The organism is Ensifer sp. Root142, from assembly GCF_001426785.1.
In the GTDB taxonomy this organism is placed as follows: Bacteria; Pseudomonadota; Alphaproteobacteria; order Rhizobiales; family Rhizobiaceae; genus Ensifer; species Ensifer canadensis.
Window position 1 is genome coordinate 1 of sequence record NZ_LMFK01000046.1, and the last position, 15,805, is coordinate 15,805.

Genomic DNA, 15,805 nt, shown 5'->3' on the forward strand with positions numbered 1-15,805 from the left:
TTCTTTGACAGTTGAATATAGAGAAAGAGAAACGTGGGCGGCGGAGCTCGTGAGGAACCTTAAAACGAAGGACATCGTCGCCAGCAGCGCCGCCGCCCTCGTTCAGTGATCGGGCTTATAGACCCCACCCCTCACATACGTCAACACTCAATCGCAAAAAATCGACAAGATCGAACAACACATTGAAAATACAAACGAATTGGAAGCGAGAGTTATCAACAGCCCGCTCCGCATCACCAGACCAGCAAAACCAAAACCAGAATCATTGGCCAATCGGTCAAAAAGCGTTGCCAAGAGCCAGGGAACCGCGGAAGGGATCTGGCCGGCAGCCGATTATGGCCGCAGCGCCAGACCACCTGGCACCACCGCCAACACTCGCTCGCGGCTGAAACACCCCCGGTTCTCCCGCACGATCTGCGTCAGAAACTCGCGCACCGCCCTCACCCGCGGCACGGCAATCAAGTCGCGGTGGCAGATCATCCAATAGGTCCGCTTCAACTCGATCTCGTCGGGCAGCACGATCTCAATGTCCTTTTCGTCGCGCGCCATAAAATGCGGCAGCACACAGAGGCCAAGCCCTTGGCGTACGGCCTTCAGCTGCGTGAGGATGCTGGAACTCTGAAAATGCGCCCTGAGGCCCGGCTGGATCTCGCCGAGATAATCGAGCCCGGGCGCGAAGATCATGTCTTCGATGTAACCCACGAAACGATGGGCAGCGAGATCGTTGCGGCTCCTGATCGGCGGATGACTGGCGAGATAGCTGCGGGAACCATAGACATGCAGCGTATAGGGTGTCAGCACCTCTGAATGGTAAGGGCCGGCCTTTGGCGCCGTCAGCGCCACCGACAGATCCGCCTCCTTGCGCGACAGCGACATGATCTGCTGGATCGCCACCAGCTCCAGCGAAATGTTGGGGTAGGTCGCGGCGAAGCTCGAAAGCCTGTCCGACAGGAAGAAGTTACCGAAACCTTCGAGTGTGCTCAGCCTGACGACGCCGCGCTGCGCCGTCAGGCCGTCGCTGATATCGAGCTGCAGCTGCTCGGTCTCGCGCTCGATGCGCTCGGCGGTCTCGACGAACCGCTGGCCGATCGCCGTCAGCACGTAGCCGCGCGGATTGCGCTCGAACAGCTTGACCTTGAGCGCAAATTCCAGCCGGTCGATCCGACGGGAAACCGTCGCGTGGCTGGTGCGCAACCGCCTTGCCGCGGTCGACAATTGCCCGGTGCGGGCGACCGCCAGAAAGAACTGCAGGTCGTCCCAGGTGAAGTTCGGATTCATCTCGCTGCCCCCATCTGTTCGAAAATGAACAGACCCTGTTTGCAATTTACGGGCAGCAGCGCTTGCGTCCAAGCGAATTTTTCCGGATTGTATCGTCGGAGCCGACATCTGAGGAGCATGTCTGGCCAAATTTGAACAGAACGGGACCGATGGTCCGGCAACGCCATGCGCTTGCCGGAGCCGAGCGGGATTTCGCATGGTTTGTGCCGGACTGATGACCCTTGGAGGAGGACACGATGACGAAGAAACTGCTTACCGCATTTGCCATGATGCTTGCCAGCAGCACCGCGGCGCTCGCCGATGCATCCGACGGCAAGGTCAAGATCGGCATCTTGAACGACCAGTCCGGCGTCTATGCCGATTTCGGCGGCAAATCCTCCTACGAGGCAGCGCTGATGGCGGTCGAGGATTTCGGCGGCAAGGTTCTGGGTGTGCCGGTGGAAGTGATTACCGCCGACCACCAGAACAAGGCCGACATCGCCTCCAACATCGCCCGGCAATGGTACGACACCGAGCAGGTCGACAGCATCATGGAGCTGACGAGTTCTTCGGTCGGCCTCGCCGTCCAGGCACTGTCGAAGGAAAAGAAGAAGATCACCATCAATACCGGCGCTGCCACCACAGAGCTTACCGGCAAGCAATGCTCGCCCTATGGTTTCCACTGGGCCTATGACACCCATGCGCTTGCGGTCGGCACCGGTGGCGCGCTGGTCAAGCAGGGCGGCGACAGCTGGTTCTTCCTGACCGCCGACTACGCCTTCGGCTACTCGCTCGAGGAAAACACCGGCAACTACGTCAAGGAAAACGGCGGCACCGTCGTCGGCTCGGTTCGCCATCCGCTGGCGACCACCGACTTCTCATCCTTCCTGTTGCAGGCGCAGTCTTCCGGCGCCAAGGTCATCGGCCTCGCCAATGCCGGCCTCGATACCTCCAACGCCATCAAGCAGGCCGCCGAATTCGGCATCGTCCAGGGCGGCCAGCGCCTGGCGGCCTTGCTCTTCACGCTCGCGGAAGTCCATGGCCTCGGCCTTGAAGCGGCACAGGGGTTGACGCTGACCGAAGGCTTCTACTGGAACCGCAACGAGGAAACGGCAAAATTCGGCAAGCGCTTCATGGAGCGCACCGGCAAGATGCCGAACATGGTCCATGCCGGCACCTATTCCGCCGTGCTTTCCTATCTGAAGGCGATCGAAAAGGCCGGCAGCGATGACGGCGATGCCGTTTCGAAGGAACTGCGTGCGCTGCCCGTCAACGACGTCTTTGCCGAAAACGGCAAGGTCGCCGAGAACGGCCGCATGATCCACGACATGTATCTCTTGGAAGTGAAAAAGCCGGACGAAAGCAAGGAGCCCTGGGACTATTTCAAAGTGCTCGCCACCATCCCCGGTTCCGACGCCTTCATCGATCCGGCCAAGAGCGGCTGCGACCTCGTGAAGTCGTGAGCGGTCGGATCGCGATGACCGCTGTCTTGCCAGAACAGAATGGAGCGCCGCGGGTGGTTTTGTCCGCCCGCGGTCTCCGTCGCGATTTCGGCGGTTTCACCGCCGTCAACAACGTCAACCTCGACGTCCACGATGCACGGGTCCACGCACTGATCGGTCCGAACGGCGCCGGCAAGACGACCGTCTTCAACCTTCTGACCAAGTTCCTGCAGCCGACCGACGGCACGATCACGCTGCTCGGCGAAGACATCACCCGCATGGCGCCGGACAAGGTGGCGCGCATGGGGCTGGTGCGCTCGTTCCAGATCTCGGCGGTGTTTCCGCATATGAGCGTGCTCGAAAATGTGCGGGTGGCGCTGCAGCGGCCGAACGGACTTGCCACCCAGTTCTGGAAGCCGATGTCGGCGCTCGACGGGCTGACGGCAAAGGCCGATCAGCTCATCCGCTCCGTTGGTCTCGATAAGGAAAGAAACGCGGTTGCCGCCGATCTTTCCTATGGCCGCAAGCGGGTGCTGGAGATCGCCACCACGCTGGCGCTCGACCCGAAGGTTCTCTTGCTCGACGAGCCGATGGCCGGCATGGGCCACGAGGATGTCGGCATGGTGGCCGAGATCATCCGCGAGGTGGCGCGCGAACGCGCCGTGCTGATGGTCGAGCACAATCTTTCCGTCGTCTCGACCCTTTGCCACCACGTCACCGTGCTGCAGCGGGGAGAAATCCTCGCCGAGGGCGACTATGCAGAAGTGTCGGCCGACCCGCGGGTGCGCACCGCCTACATGGGCACCGAGGAGGCTTGAGATGAAACCGCTGCTGAAAGTCTCCGGCCTCAACGCCTGGTACGGCGAAAGCCACATCCTGCACGGCGTCGACATGACGGTCGGCGAAGGCGAGATGGTCACCCTGCTCGGGCGCAACGGCGTCGGCAAGACCACCACCCTGCGCTCGATCATGGGAATCGTGCGCAATCGCAAGGGCGCGATCGATTTTTCTGGCGAGGACCTGATCAAGGTTCCGCTGCACCGGGTCGCCCATCGCGGCCTCGGCTTCATCCCCGAGGAGCGCGGCATCTTCTCGACGCTCTCGGTCTATGAAAACCTGCTGCTGCCGCCGGCCGTGGCCAAGGGCGGCATGACGGTCGACGAAATCTTCGAGCTTTTTCCCAATCTGCACGAGCGCCGCAACAGCCCGGGCACCAAGCTTTCCGGCGGCGAACAGCAGATGCTGGCGATTGCCCGGATCTTGAGAACCGGCGTGCGCATGATGCTGCTCGACGAACCGACCGAGGGACTCGCCCCGGTCATCGTCCAGCGCATCGGCGACGTGCTCAAGACATTGAAGGAGCGCGGCATGACCGTTCTTCTGGTCGAACAGAACTTCCGCTTCGCCAGCAAGGTTGCCGACCGTTTCTACCTGATGGATCATGGCCGCATGGTCGGCGAGTTTCGGGTCTCGGAGCTCTCCGATCGCATGGGCATGCTGCATGACGTGCTGGGGGTCTGAGCCATGACCATGATCTTTGGAATTCCACTGCAAGCCTTCCTCGGCCAACTGCTGATCGGCCTGATCAACGGCTCGTTCTATGCACTCCTGAGCCTCGGCCTTGCGATCATCTTCGGCCTCTTGCGCGTCATCAACTTCGCTCACGGCGCGCAATACATGCTCGGCGCCTTCTTCGCCTGGATGCTGCTTTCCTATTTCGGCATCGGCTACTGGCCGGCGCTGATCGTGGCACCGCTTGCCGTCGGGCTTGTCGGCGCCGTCATCGAGCGCACGATGCTGAGAAGGCTCTACACGCTCGATCCGCTTTATGGCCTGCTCTTCACCTTCGGCCTGGCGCTGACGATCGAAGGCACCTTTCGCTATCTCTATGGCGCTTCGGGCCAGCCCTATGCCACGCCGGCAGCCCTTGCCGGCGGCACCAATCTCGGCTTCATGTTCCTGCCCGTCTATCGCGGCTGGGTGATCGCCTTCTCGCTCGTCGTCTGCATCGGCACCTGGCTGGTGATCGAAAAGACCAAGCTCGGCTCCTATCTGCGGGCGGCGACAGAAAACCCTATTCTCGTCCAGTCCTTCGGCATCAACGTGCCGTTCCTGTTGACGCTCACCTACGCGCTGGGGGCTGCACTTGCCGCCCTTGCCGGGGTGCTTGCGGCGCCGATCTACCAGGTCTCGCCGTTGATGGGATCGAACATCATTATCGTCGTCTTCGCCGTGGTGGTGGTCGGCGGTATGGGCTCGATCATGGGAGCAATCATCACCGGCTATCTGCTTGGCGTTGCCGAGGGGTTGACCAAGGTGTTCTACCCCGAAGCCTCCAACATCGTGATCTTCGTGATCATGGCCATCGTTCTCCTGATACGGCCGGCAGGCCTCTTCGGCCGGGATGTTTGATATGACACTGACACTCGATATCGATAAGCCCAGGGAAAAGAAGCCGGTCGTCGCACAAACGATCTTCCTGGCGGCGGGTCTTGCGCTGCTGGTGCTCGCCCCTCTGTTCTTCTATCCCGTATTCCTGATGAAGCTGCTGTGCTTCGCGCTCTTTGCCTGCGCCTTCAACCTGCTGCTCGGTTACACCGGCCTCTTGTCCTTCGGACACGCGGCCTTCTTCGGCGGCGCCGCCTATTTCACCGCCCATGCGGTGAAGGAATGGGGGCTGCCGCCGGAACTCGGCATTCTCGTCGGTGTCGCAGGAGCCGCGTTTCTTGGCGCGATCATCGGTTTCCTCGCTATCCGCAGGCAGGGCATCTACTTCGCCATGATCACGCTGGCGCTGGCGCAGATGTTCTATTTCTTCTGCCTGCAGGCCGAGTTTACCAAGGGCGAGGACGGCATCCAGTCCGTGCCGCGCGGCCATCTCTTCGGCTTCATCGATCTCAGCCAGTCGGCGAACATGTATTACTTCGTGCTCGGAGTCTTCATCATCGGCGTGGCGATCATCTGGCGGATCATTCACTCGCCCTTCGGCATGATCCTGAAATCGATCAGGGAGAACGAGACGCGCGCCGTGTCGCTCGGCTACTCCGTGCGCAACTACAAGCTTGCGGCCTTCGTCATGTCGGCGGCACTCACCGGCCTTGCCGGCGGCGTGAAGGCGCTGGTCTTCCAGTTCGCGACGCTGACCGACGTCAGCTGGCAGATGTCCGGTGAGGTCATCCTCATGACGCTGCTCGGCGGTATCGGCACGCTGATCGGACCGCTGTTCGGCGCCGGCCTGGTCGTGACCTTGCAGAACTATCTCGCGACCTCCGAATTCCCGGTCACCATCATTACCGGCCTGGTCTTCATGGTCTGCGTGCTGCTCTTCCGGCGCGGTATCGTCGGCGAGTTCTATAATTCGAGGCTCGGCCGCAAGCTCGGCTTTGAACATCGACACTGAGCATTTCCAGGAAAAGTGCGAAGCGGTTTTCCGTCAGGAAATGCGTAAAAACAGAGAGCTAGAGCGTTTCCGCGACGCCGTTTAACCGGAAACGCTCTCTAGACAGGTCGGAGACATTGGCTCACGGCCGGACCGGGCATCGACAAGAGAGTGATGAGCCCATGGACACGTTCGACTATATCGTCGTCGGAGCGGGTAGCGCCGGTTGCGTTCTGGCCAACCGCCTTTCCGAAAACCCGGATCGCCGCGTCCTGCTGCTCGAGGCCGGCGGCAGCGACAACTATCACTGGATCCACATTCCGGTCGGCTATCTCTATTGCATCAACAACCCCCGCACCGACTGGTGTTTCACCACAGCTGCAGAGGAAGGGTTGAACGGTCGTGCTCTCGGCTACCCGCGTGGCAAGGTGCTCGGCGGCTGCTCGTCGATCAACGGCATGATCTACATGCGTGGCCAGGCGCGCGACTACGATCACTGGCGCCAGCTCCGGTGCACCGGTTGGGGCTGGGATGACGTCCTTCCGCACTTCCGCAAATCGGAAGACCACTATCGCGGCGCCGACGAAATGCATGGCGCCGGCGGCGAGTGGCGGGTAGAGAAGGCGCGCGTTCGCTGGGCCGTGCTTGACGCTTTCCAGAAGGCAGCGACCGAGGCCGGCATCCCGGAAACGCCCGATTTCAACCGCGGCAATAATGAAGGCTCCGGCTATTTCGACGTCAACCAGCGTTCCGGCATCCGCTGGAACACGGCAAAGGCGTTTCTGCGGCCCGCACGCGGCCGGAGCAATCTCACCATTCTGACCAAGGCGCATGTCCGGCGGCTGGTGATCGAGGAAGGTCGCATCGCCGGCGTCGAATTCCAGCACGATGGTTTGGTCAAGCGTGTTCGTTGTCGCCGCGAAACCGTTCTTTCGGCGGGCGCCATCGGCTCGCCGCAGATCTTGGAGCTTTCCGGTGTTGGCCGGGGCAATGTCCTGAGGGATAATGGGATCGAGGTCCGGCACGAGTTGGCCGGCGTCGGCGAAAACCTGCAGGATCATCTGCAACTGCGCCTCGCCTACAAGGTGACCGGGGTGCCGACCCTGAACGAGAAGGCAAGCACGTTTCTCGGCAAGGCGGCGATCGGCCTCGAATATCTCGCCAGGCGCTCAGGCCCGATGGCCATGGCACCGAGCCAGCTCGGCATCTTCACCCGTTCCGGCCCCGAGAAGGAAACGCCGGACCTGCAATATCACGTCCAGCCGGTGACGCTCGAAAAGTTCGGCGAGCCGGTTCATCCCTTTCCGGCGATTACCGCCAGCGTCTGCAATCTTCGCCCCGAAAGCCGGGGGTCGGTGCATCTCAAAGGGCCCGATTTCGCCGCAGCACCCGACATTCGCCCGCGCTATCTGACGGCAGAGGCCGACCGCGATGTCGCGGTCCGTTCCATTCGCCTGACGCGTCGCATCGTCAGCCAGCCATCCTTCGCCCGTTTCAACCCGACCGAGTTCAAGCCGGGACCTTCCTATGAGAGCGACGAGGATCTGCGGCGTGCTGCCGGCGATATCGGCACGACGATCTTCCACCCGGTCGGCACCTGCCGGATGGGCGCGGATCCGGAAAGCGTCGTCGACCCGGAATTGCGGCTGCGTGGCCTGCAAGGCCTGCGGATTGCCGATGCCTCGATCATGCCGACAATCACCTCGGGCAACACCAATTCGCCGACGATCATGATCGCCGAAAAAGCGGCGACGATGATCCTGGAAGCCAACCGCTGAGGGCTTTTCCGGGCCGATTTCACCGTCGGGATTACGGTAAACCAGGCCAAAAGCGACTCGAAAACCTTAAATTCCGGGACCGGAACCTCTATATGAGCCCGTGAAGGCCTCATGGGCCCAAGCACAATACAAGGGGTTTGAATGGCAATGCAGCGTTTTGGACGAGCTCTGGCGATGATGGCGATCGGTCTCACTGTCGCGCTCACGGTTGTGGATGTCGCCGAGGCCCGGCGCTCGGGCGGCGGCTTCGGCAGCCGTGGCACGCGCACCTTTTCGCAGTCGCCAGCCACCCGCACCGCGCCGACAAACGCGGCACCGATCGACCGCACGATGACGCCGCGCCAGGACGCCGGCCCAACGACGACCAATCCCGGGGCAGCTCAGACGCGCCCCGCCGGCGCCAACACGCCCAACGCACGGCCCGGCTTCTTCAGCGGCTTCGGTGGTTCGCTCCTCGGTGGCCTCATGGTCGGCGGCCTGATCGGCATGCTGATGGGCGGCGGCTTCGGCGGTGCTGCCGGCTTCCTCGGCCTGATCGTGCAGATGCTGTTGATCGGTGGCGTGATCATGCTCGCTATGCGCTTCTTCGGCCGCAACCGCCAGCCGGCCTATGCCGGTCCGTCCGAGCGTTCGTCGGCCCACTCGCCTTCGACTGGCGTACCGTCGTTCAAGATCCCGAGCATCGGCGGTGGCCAGGCAGGCGGCCAATCGAATGCACGCCCGACCGTCGTACCGACACCAGCCCCCGTCACCGACGGCCCGGCCGATGAAATCGGTGTCGGCCAGTCCGATCTCGAACAGTTCGAGAAGATGCTGAAGGACGTTCAAGCAGCCTATGCGGCAGAGGACTACGGCACCCTGCGTCGTTTGACGACGCCGGAAGCCATGTCCTACCTGGCCGAAGAACTCAGCGACAACGCCACCAGCGGCGTCAAGAACGACGTCACCGAAGTCCATCTCGTCCAGGGCGATGTCGCCGAGGCCTGGTCGGAAAACGGCACCGACTTCGCGACCGTCGCCATGCGCTACGAGAGCATCGACGTCATGCGCGACCGTACGACCGGCAAGGTGATCAGCGGCGATCCGGACAACCTGACCGAAGCCGTCGAGCTTTGGACCTTCGTACGCAAGCCCGAAGGCGAATGGCAGGTGTCGGCGATCCAGGGCGTCGGGCACGCCTGATAGCGCCAACAATCCAAAACCTTTGAGACCCGGCCGGCCCATCCGACCGGGTCTTTTTTTGCGCTTGCGACACCGCCCGACTCTAGCGCGCGACGGGGTGAAGCGCAGGCCCACCTGGTTCGTGCAAGGACGCAGACGAGTGATAACTCCGCATCAGCCCGCAACCGGCTCCTCATCGCCGAGAAGGCGCTCGATCAGCGTCCGCAACCAGCGATGCCCCAGATCGCCGTCGCGACGACGATGCCAGATCTGCTCGAAGTCGAACAGCGGAATGGCAAAGGGCGGCTCGAAGACGACCAGCCCGTGACCGTCCCCCTGTGGAAGGATGCGGCGCGCCACGGTCAGGACAAGATCCGTGCCGCGCACCAAGCCCGGTGCGACGCTCCAATGCGGAACCGCAAGACAGATGCGGCGCGTCTTGCCGGTCGCCGCGAGCGCAAGATCGATCTCGTTGCCGGCGTCGCCACGCAATGACACCAGCACATGCGGTCGGGCGAGATAGTCACCAAGATCGATGGCCAGCGATCCGCCAAGCTGTGACGCGTCGGCAAGGCAGGCAAAGCTTTCCCGAAAGAGCAACGATGATCGGATGCCTCCGCCGTGCGTCGGGAACACGCCCAGCGCCAGATCGATCTCGCCGTCCACCACCTGCGACGCCATGACCTCGCGGCTCGCCTGGCTGACGATCAGATCGATATATGGTGCCTCGGCCCGCAGGGTCGCCATCAGCTTCGGCAGCAGAACGGCAGCCCCGTAATCCGACATTGCCAATCGGAACACATGCCGCTCCGTTGCGGGATCAAAACCTGCGGGCGCAAGCAACGACCGCACGCGACCCATGGCCTCCACGAGCCGTGGCGCGAGCTCAAGCGCCCGTATGGTCGGCTCCAGCCGCCCGCCGTGGCGCACCAGCAGGGGATCATCGAAGAGTTCGCGCAAGCGCGCCAGCGCATGGCTGACCGCAGGCTGGCTCTTGTTCAGACGGACTGCCGCACGCGAGACATGGCGCTCAGTCAGCAACGCATCGAGCACGACCAGCAGGTTCAGATCGATTCCAGTCAGATTATTCATTCAACGAATATAGATCGTGCGAACTGCGAATTTCCATTCTTCATTTGGATGATGAACCATCGGGCGGTCAAACAGATCGGAATATTGTCATGCCAAATGCCGGATCACTCCTCCTCATCCTCGCCGCTGTCTTCGCCGGAGCCGTCGTGCCGTTCCAGCCCGGCGCCAACGCCATGCTTGGCCGGTTAATCGGTCATCCCCTCTGGGCGACGGTCGTTTCGCTCGGCGCCAGCCTCGCCCTCATCATTCCCATCATGATCGCCGTTCGCGTACCGATGCCAACGCTCGGTGAGACACTGAAGGGTCCCTGGTGGATCTGGATCGGCGGCCGTCATCTACATCACTGCCGCACTGCTGCTCGCCCCAAAACTCGGCGCCGCCAGTTTCATTGTCGCGGTGATCGCCGGACAGATGGCGGTCTCTGTCGTCATCGATCATTTCGGCCTGATGGGCTTTCCGGAAAAGCCGGTCAGCCTCGCCCGCCTCGTCGGCGTTGCGCTGATCATCGGCGGTATGGTCATCACGCAAATTGCAAGCACCATGCCCGCGCTGGCAAGCCAGGCCCGGTGAGCATGCACGCCTCCAACCACAATTCTTGTCGCTGACCCCGCAAGCATGTTAACACACGGTCATGTCGACCGAACCACACCTGATGGCGTGACGAGCCCCGCAAGGCGGGGCTTGCAGCAGCGAGCCCAAAGTCGCCCGTGTCTCACGGGCTGGTCTTCGTTGATTCGATTGATCTCCTTCTCCTAGATCGACGGCACGGCCCAACGACAGGTCGCCACGATGATCGGGAGCGCGAGGCAATCGACTGCCATTCGGGCTCGTTATGACATCGCCATCCCCCTGGAAATCGGCCGACTTCCGGCGCGTCGGGTTCGCTCTCGCCTTTTATTCCTTCTGCTCGTGGATGCTGGTCGCAGCACTGCCACTTCTCGTCGCCCAACGGTTCGGCACCGGCACAGACCTTGTCGGCAGCCTTGCGCTGCGGCTCGCACCGCGCATCCTGTTTGCCCCGGCTGCCGCCAGCCTGATCCGCCGCGCGGGCTCTCGGCTGCCCGTTGGTGCGGGGCTGATCGTCACTGCATTGTGCCTCTTCGCCCTTGCCGACGTCGAACACGCAGGCACGCTTCAGATGGTGGTTCTGACAATCGGCCTTGCAGACACGATTGTCGTTCCAGGCCTGCTGGCGTTGCGCGCCGCCGCCGTGCCTTCCGGCCGCAATATGGAAGCCAACACGACGTTTCAGACGATCGATCGTCTCGCCAAAATCTTTGGCCCGCCGACGGCAGGTCTCATGCTGACGGTTATATCCCCTGCCCTCACCTTCCTTGCGCTTGCAGCCGGCCACCTCGTGGCCGCGTTCGCCCTTTGCCGGGGCGTTGCAACACCGGAGCAGATGCGGGTCAAACGGGAGCCAGCCGCTCGATCCGGTCTTTTCCGAGAGGCCGCGGCGACCATGCGCGAGAACCCGGTTCTTTGGGTACTCGTCCTGCCTGCTCTCGGCTACATGATTTCTCTCGGCGCGCTGCAGCCCTTCCTGTTCTGGCTCAATCACGACCAGTTCGGGCTTGGCGCCGCCACGTGGACCGTGCTGCTTGCAGCGCAAGGGACGGGTGCCGTCATCGGCGCGCTGGTCTCAAACCGCCTGGCGCGAACGCTGATCGATACACACTCGCTGCTGATGGCCTATCTCGTCGCAAGCCTTCTCGAAGGCGTGACGACGCTTGCGCTGGTCTTCGCCCCGACCCATGCGTTGGCGACGGTGGTGCTGATCATCGGCGGCATACCGGAGATGGTGGCTTTTGCCGCCTATTTCACGCTGCTCCAGCAGCGGCTGAACCTTGAGCGCCAGGCCGTCTTCTATGCGCTGAGCCTGCCGTTGATGGATCTGTTCATGGTGGCGGGCGTCCTCGCCGGCACCTTGCACAGCGGCGGCTGGATGACGCTTCGGCAGTTCTGGTTCGTCGCCAGTGCCGGCGCTATCCTTCCCGTTCTTCCGTTTCTTGCCTTCAGACCTTGCCGAAGATCGTAAGGGCCTGAACCGAAAGCGACATGGCCCAGAAAAAGTATGGCCGGCGGCTGGCGCGATCGCCACCGTGCGGGTCATACTCTCCCGGGCTGAAATGAGGGCACGGGCATGCGAGACAAACTATTCATTGACGGAAAATGGGAGAAACCCCGCCGCGGCGGTATGCTCGACGTGATCGATCCGGCAACGGAGGAGGTCATCCACCGCGTGCCGGCCGCCACCTACGACGATATCGACCGCGCCGTCAAAGCTGCCCGCATCGCCTTCGACAGCGGCCCATGGCCGAAGCTTACCGGCACGGAGCGGGCCGTCTATCTCCGCGCGATTGCCGAGAAGATCGAGGAAAGACGCCATGCGCTGGCGCATCTCGAAGTCACCGATAACGGCAAGCCGCTGCCGGAAGCACTGTGGGATATCGACGATGCCGCCGGGTGCTTCCGCTACTATGCCGGGCTTGCCGAGGAACTCGACGCCAACCCGGAGGAAACGATCGCCGTCGGCGACACCAGGTTCAGAGCCCGTGCCATCCGCGAACCGCTCGGCATCGTCGGCGCGATCACGCCCTGGAACTATCCGTTGCTGATGGTTTCCTGGAAGGTGGCGCCGGCGCTTGCCGCCGGCTGCACCATGGTGCTGAAACCGTCCGAGCTGACGCCGCTGACGGCTCTGGAACTGGGCGCAATCGCCGAGGAGGTCGAGCTTCCGCCCGGCGTGCTCAACATCGTCACCGGCACCGGCCAGGATGCCGGCCAGCCGCTGACCGAGCACCCGCTGGTCGACAAACTCGCCTTTACCGGCTCGGTACCGACAGGGCGAAAGGTGATGATGGCCGGCGCCCAGGACATCAAGAACATCAGCCTCGAGCTTGGCGGCAAGTCGCCCTTCGTGGTCTTTGCCGACAGCGATATCGAAAAGGCCGTCGAATGGATCATGTTCGGCATCTTTTGGAACCAGGGGCAGGTCTGCTCGGCAACCTCGCGCGTGCTCATCGAGGAACCGATCTACGATACCGTCGTCAAAAGGCTCTGCGAAGAGGCGGGCAAGATCACCATCGGCAACGGCCTCGACGAGGGCACATTGCTCGGGCCAATCGTTTCCAAGGGACAATATGACAAGATCCTGACCGCGATCGACCGCGCCCGCCAGGACGGCGCCACCATCGCGGCGGGCGGCGGCAGGCCCGCCGGTTTCAACAGCGGTTACTTCATCGAGCCGACCGTTTTGACCGACATGAGCGAAGACAGCTATGTCTGGCGCGAGGAGATCTTCGGGCCTGTCGTCTGCGTCAAGCCGTTCGCGGACGAGGCCGATGCGGTGCGCATGGCCAACGACAGCCGCTTCGGCCTTGCCGCGGCGGTCATGTCCGAGGACAAGGAGCGCTGCGAACGCGTCGCCCGGGCGCTACGCGCTGGCATCATCTGGATCAACTGCTCGCAACCGACCTTCCCCGAGGCGCCCTGGGGCGGCTACAAGCAATCGGGTATCGGTCGCGAACTCGGTCGCTGGGGCCTTTCCAACTATCTGGAGACCAAGCAGATCACCAGCTTCGATACCGACGAGCCGTGGGGCTGGTACATCAAGGCGTAGAGCGCCCCGCAGCACGGCGTCGGCCGCCAAGGACAGCGTCAAATTCCCTTCATGCGGCTATGGAATAAGCCAGATGACGGCAGCATCATGCCGCGGGGCTGCCGCATTGCGCGATTTGCGCGCTGGAGGGATGCGATGAACAGATCAACTGGCGACTTCGAAGGACAGGATTGGCTCGAGGCGGAACTCGCCGATACGCTCGATGAAGACTTTGAACTCGAGCTTTCCGAGCCGGCGCTTTCGGAAGAGATCCGCAAGATCTACCGCAAGAGCCACCCGCCGTCGCTGCCACGCATCGACTATTTCCGCGCTCTGATCGCGCTGCAGTCCGAGCTGATCAAGCTGCAGGACTGGGTCGTGCACCACAAGGAAAAGGTCGTGGTGATCTTCGAGGGGCGCGATTCCGCCGGCAAGGGCGGCGTGATCAAGCGCATCACCCAGCGGCTCAATCCGCGTGTCGTCAGGGTCGCGGCCTTGCCCGCCCCATCGGACCGCGAAAAGACCCAGTGGTATTTCCAGCGCTACGTGCCGCATCTACCGGCCGGCGGCGAGATCGTGCTGTTCGACCGCTCCTGGTACAATCGCTCCGGCGTCGAGCGCGTCATGGGCTTTGCCAGCGAAGACCAGGTCGAGCAGTTCTTCAACGACGTGCCGGAGTTCGAGCGCATGCTGGTGCGCTCCGGCATCCGGCTGGTCAAATACTGGTTCTCGATCACCGACGAGGAGCAGCAGATGCGCTTCCTGGTGCGCATCCACGACCCGCTGAAGCAGTGGAAGCTGTCACCGATGGATCTGCAATCGCGCGTGCGCTGGGAGGCCTATACCAAGGCCAAGGAAGAGACCTTCGCCAGAACGAACATCCCCGAGGCGCCGTGGCACATCGTCGAAGGCAACGACAAGAAGCGGGCGCGGCTGAACTGTATGGACCACCTGCTGCAGCAGATCCCCTATGAGGATGTGCCGCACGAGGAGATCACCCTGCCGGAGCGGGTGTTCAACCCGGACTACGAACGCAAGGTGCTGCCGCCTGAACTCTACGTGCCGTCAAAATACTAAGGCGACGTCAACGCGAAATGGCGCAGGCCTGGCTTTCCGGGCCTGCGCACTTGCAAACACCCCGTGGAAATCGGACAGTCCGTGAAACGACAGTTTCATGGAATTGGCAATGAGTCCCAAAGAGCGATCCTTCCTCACTCGCGTTCGTCAGGTCCTGCCGGAACTCCATCCGGCAGAGCGACGCCTTGGAGACTTTCTCTGCGACTTTCCCGGCGAGGTCGCCAGCTATTCCGCCCAGGAGCTGGCGGCACTGGCGCATGTGTCGAAGGCCACCGTATCGCGTTTCATCCAGCGGCTCGGCTATGAAAACTACGAAGAGGCGCGCCGCCATGCGCGCGCCGACAAGCAGACGGGATCACGGCTCTTCCTGGCGACAAGCGCCGATACGGCCGGCGAGCAATCCGTTACCGCCCATGTGGCCCAAGGGGTCGCCAATATCGAGGCGACCTTCCTTGCGATATCGGAAACACAGATCAACGCTGCGTCGGCAGCGCTGTTGAAGGCACGCAAGGTCTGGGTCATCGGCTTTCGTGCCAGCCACTCCTTCGCCACCTATCTGCAATGGCAGCTGACGCAGGTGATCGAGAACATCTCGGCCATTCCCGGAGGCGGCCAGACGCTGGGCGAACATCTCGTCAGCTTCACGCCCGACGACGTCGTCATCGTCTTCGGCCTGCGCCGCCGCATCGCCCTGATGGATGCGCTCATCAACCAGGTGGAAAAATCCGGTGCCCGCCTGCTTTATATCACCGACGAGGGCGTGCCCTTCCTCAGCCAGGCCGAGTGGCATTTCCGCTGCCAGACGCTGGCACCCGGGCCGCTCTTCAACCACGTCTCGGTCATGGCGCTCTGCCATCTGCTGACGACGCGTTGCATCGAAACGGCAGGCATCAGCGGCCGCAACCGTCTGCGCGGCATCGAAGCGTTAAACGACGCGCTCGAAGAGCTGTGATCGTTGTTTGGGCATCTGCCTGAAACAGCAGTGCATTATTCGATCACAAGAAACCACAGTTTCAAG

At 62.4% G+C, this 15,805-nt stretch carries 13 protein-coding genes and 1 pseudogene; 12 read left to right on the forward strand and 2 right to left on the reverse strand.

The features are described from left to right. Nucleotides 1–333: 333 nt before the first annotated feature. On the reverse strand, nucleotides 334–1,278 hold the full coding sequence (locus ASD52_RS30475; protein ID WP_025424977.1) for a LysR family transcriptional regulator: 945 nt from the start codon (nucleotides 1,276–1,278) through the stop codon (nucleotides 334–336). A gap of 236 nt (nucleotides 1,279–1,514) precedes the next feature. Here ASD52_RS30475 and ASD52_RS30480 point away from each other — a divergent pair, with 236 nt between their 5' ends. From ASD52_RS30480 to ASD52_RS30510, 7 genes are all read left to right on the forward strand, one after another. Next, a complete protein-coding gene (locus ASD52_RS30480) occupies nucleotides 1,515–2,720 on the forward strand; it encodes an ABC transporter substrate-binding protein (protein WP_025424978.1) in 1,206 nt (401 codons plus the stop codon). Nucleotides 2,721–2,734: 14 nt separating this feature from the next. Continuing rightward, on the forward strand, nucleotides 2,735–3,517 hold the full coding sequence (locus ASD52_RS30485; protein WP_057210885.1) for an ABC transporter ATP-binding protein: 783 nt from the start codon (nucleotides 2,735–2,737) through the stop codon (nucleotides 3,515–3,517). Between the two features lies 1 nt (nucleotide 3,518). Continuing rightward, on the forward strand, nucleotides 3,519–4,220 hold the full coding sequence (locus ASD52_RS30490; RefSeq protein ID WP_057226427.1) for an ABC transporter ATP-binding protein: 702 nt from the start codon (nucleotides 3,519–3,521) through the stop codon (nucleotides 4,218–4,220). Between the two features lie 3 nt (nucleotides 4,221–4,223). Further along, a complete protein-coding gene (locus tag ASD52_RS30495; protein ID WP_025424981.1) occupies nucleotides 4,224–5,111 on the forward strand; it encodes a branched-chain amino acid ABC transporter permease in 888 nt (295 codons plus the stop codon). Next, entirely contained in the window at nucleotides 5,104–6,099 is a 996-nt protein-coding gene (locus ASD52_RS30500) for a branched-chain amino acid ABC transporter permease (protein ID WP_025424982.1), read from the forward strand. Before ASD52_RS30495 ends, ASD52_RS30500 begins: the two co-directional genes overlap by 8 nt. Nucleotides 6,100–6,260: 161 nt before the next feature. Next, nucleotides 6,261–7,856 carry a GMC family oxidoreductase N-terminal domain-containing protein gene (locus ASD52_RS30505; RefSeq protein WP_025424983.1) on the forward strand — a complete coding sequence of 532 codons (1,596 nt, stop codon included), beginning with the start codon at nucleotides 6,261–6,263 and terminating at the stop codon, nucleotides 7,854–7,856. A gap of 147 nt (nucleotides 7,857–8,003) precedes the next feature. Next, entirely contained in the window at nucleotides 8,004–9,038 is a 1,035-nt protein-coding gene (locus tag ASD52_RS30510; protein WP_156613069.1) for a Tim44 domain-containing protein, read from the forward strand. A 153-nt stretch (nucleotides 9,039–9,191) separates the two neighbouring features. On the opposite strand, the gene ASD52_RS30515 is transcribed toward ASD52_RS30510, so the two are convergent. Further along, nucleotides 9,192–10,109: a LysR family transcriptional regulator gene (locus tag ASD52_RS30515; RefSeq protein ID WP_025424985.1), complete on the reverse strand. Its 918-nt coding sequence runs from the start codon at nucleotides 10,107–10,109 to the stop codon at nucleotides 9,192–9,194. A gap of 89 nt (nucleotides 10,110–10,198) precedes the next feature. On the opposite strand from ASD52_RS30515, the pseudogene ASD52_RS30520 reads away from it, so the two are divergent. The 5 genes and pseudogenes from ASD52_RS30520 (at nucleotide 10,199) to ASD52_RS30540 (ending at nucleotide 15,739) form a co-directional block, all read left to right on the forward strand. Further along, a pseudogene (locus ASD52_RS30520) lies at nucleotides 10,199–10,679 on the forward strand (DMT family transporter). 262 nt (nucleotides 10,680–10,941) lie between these two features. Continuing rightward, complete coding sequence (locus tag ASD52_RS30525) at nucleotides 10,942–12,147, forward strand: MFS transporter (RefSeq protein WP_057226431.1); 1,206 nt, start codon at nucleotides 10,942–10,944, stop codon at nucleotides 12,145–12,147. Between the two features lie 105 nt (nucleotides 12,148–12,252). Next, nucleotides 12,253–13,731 carry an aldehyde dehydrogenase family protein gene (locus ASD52_RS30530; RefSeq protein ID WP_025424987.1) on the forward strand — a complete coding sequence of 493 codons (1,479 nt, stop codon included), beginning with the start codon at nucleotides 12,253–12,255 and terminating at the stop codon, nucleotides 13,729–13,731. A 135-nt stretch (nucleotides 13,732–13,866) separates the two neighbouring features. Continuing rightward, on the forward strand, nucleotides 13,867–14,787 hold the full coding sequence (gene ppk2 / locus ASD52_RS30535; protein ID WP_057226433.1) for a polyphosphate kinase 2: 921 nt from the start codon (nucleotides 13,867–13,869) through the stop codon (nucleotides 14,785–14,787). A 109-nt stretch (nucleotides 14,788–14,896) separates the two neighbouring features. Beyond that, nucleotides 14,897–15,739: a MurR/RpiR family transcriptional regulator gene (locus ASD52_RS30540; protein WP_025424989.1), complete on the forward strand. Its 843-nt coding sequence runs from the start codon at nucleotides 14,897–14,899 to the stop codon at nucleotides 15,737–15,739. Nucleotides 15,740–15,805: the final 66 nt, after the last annotated feature.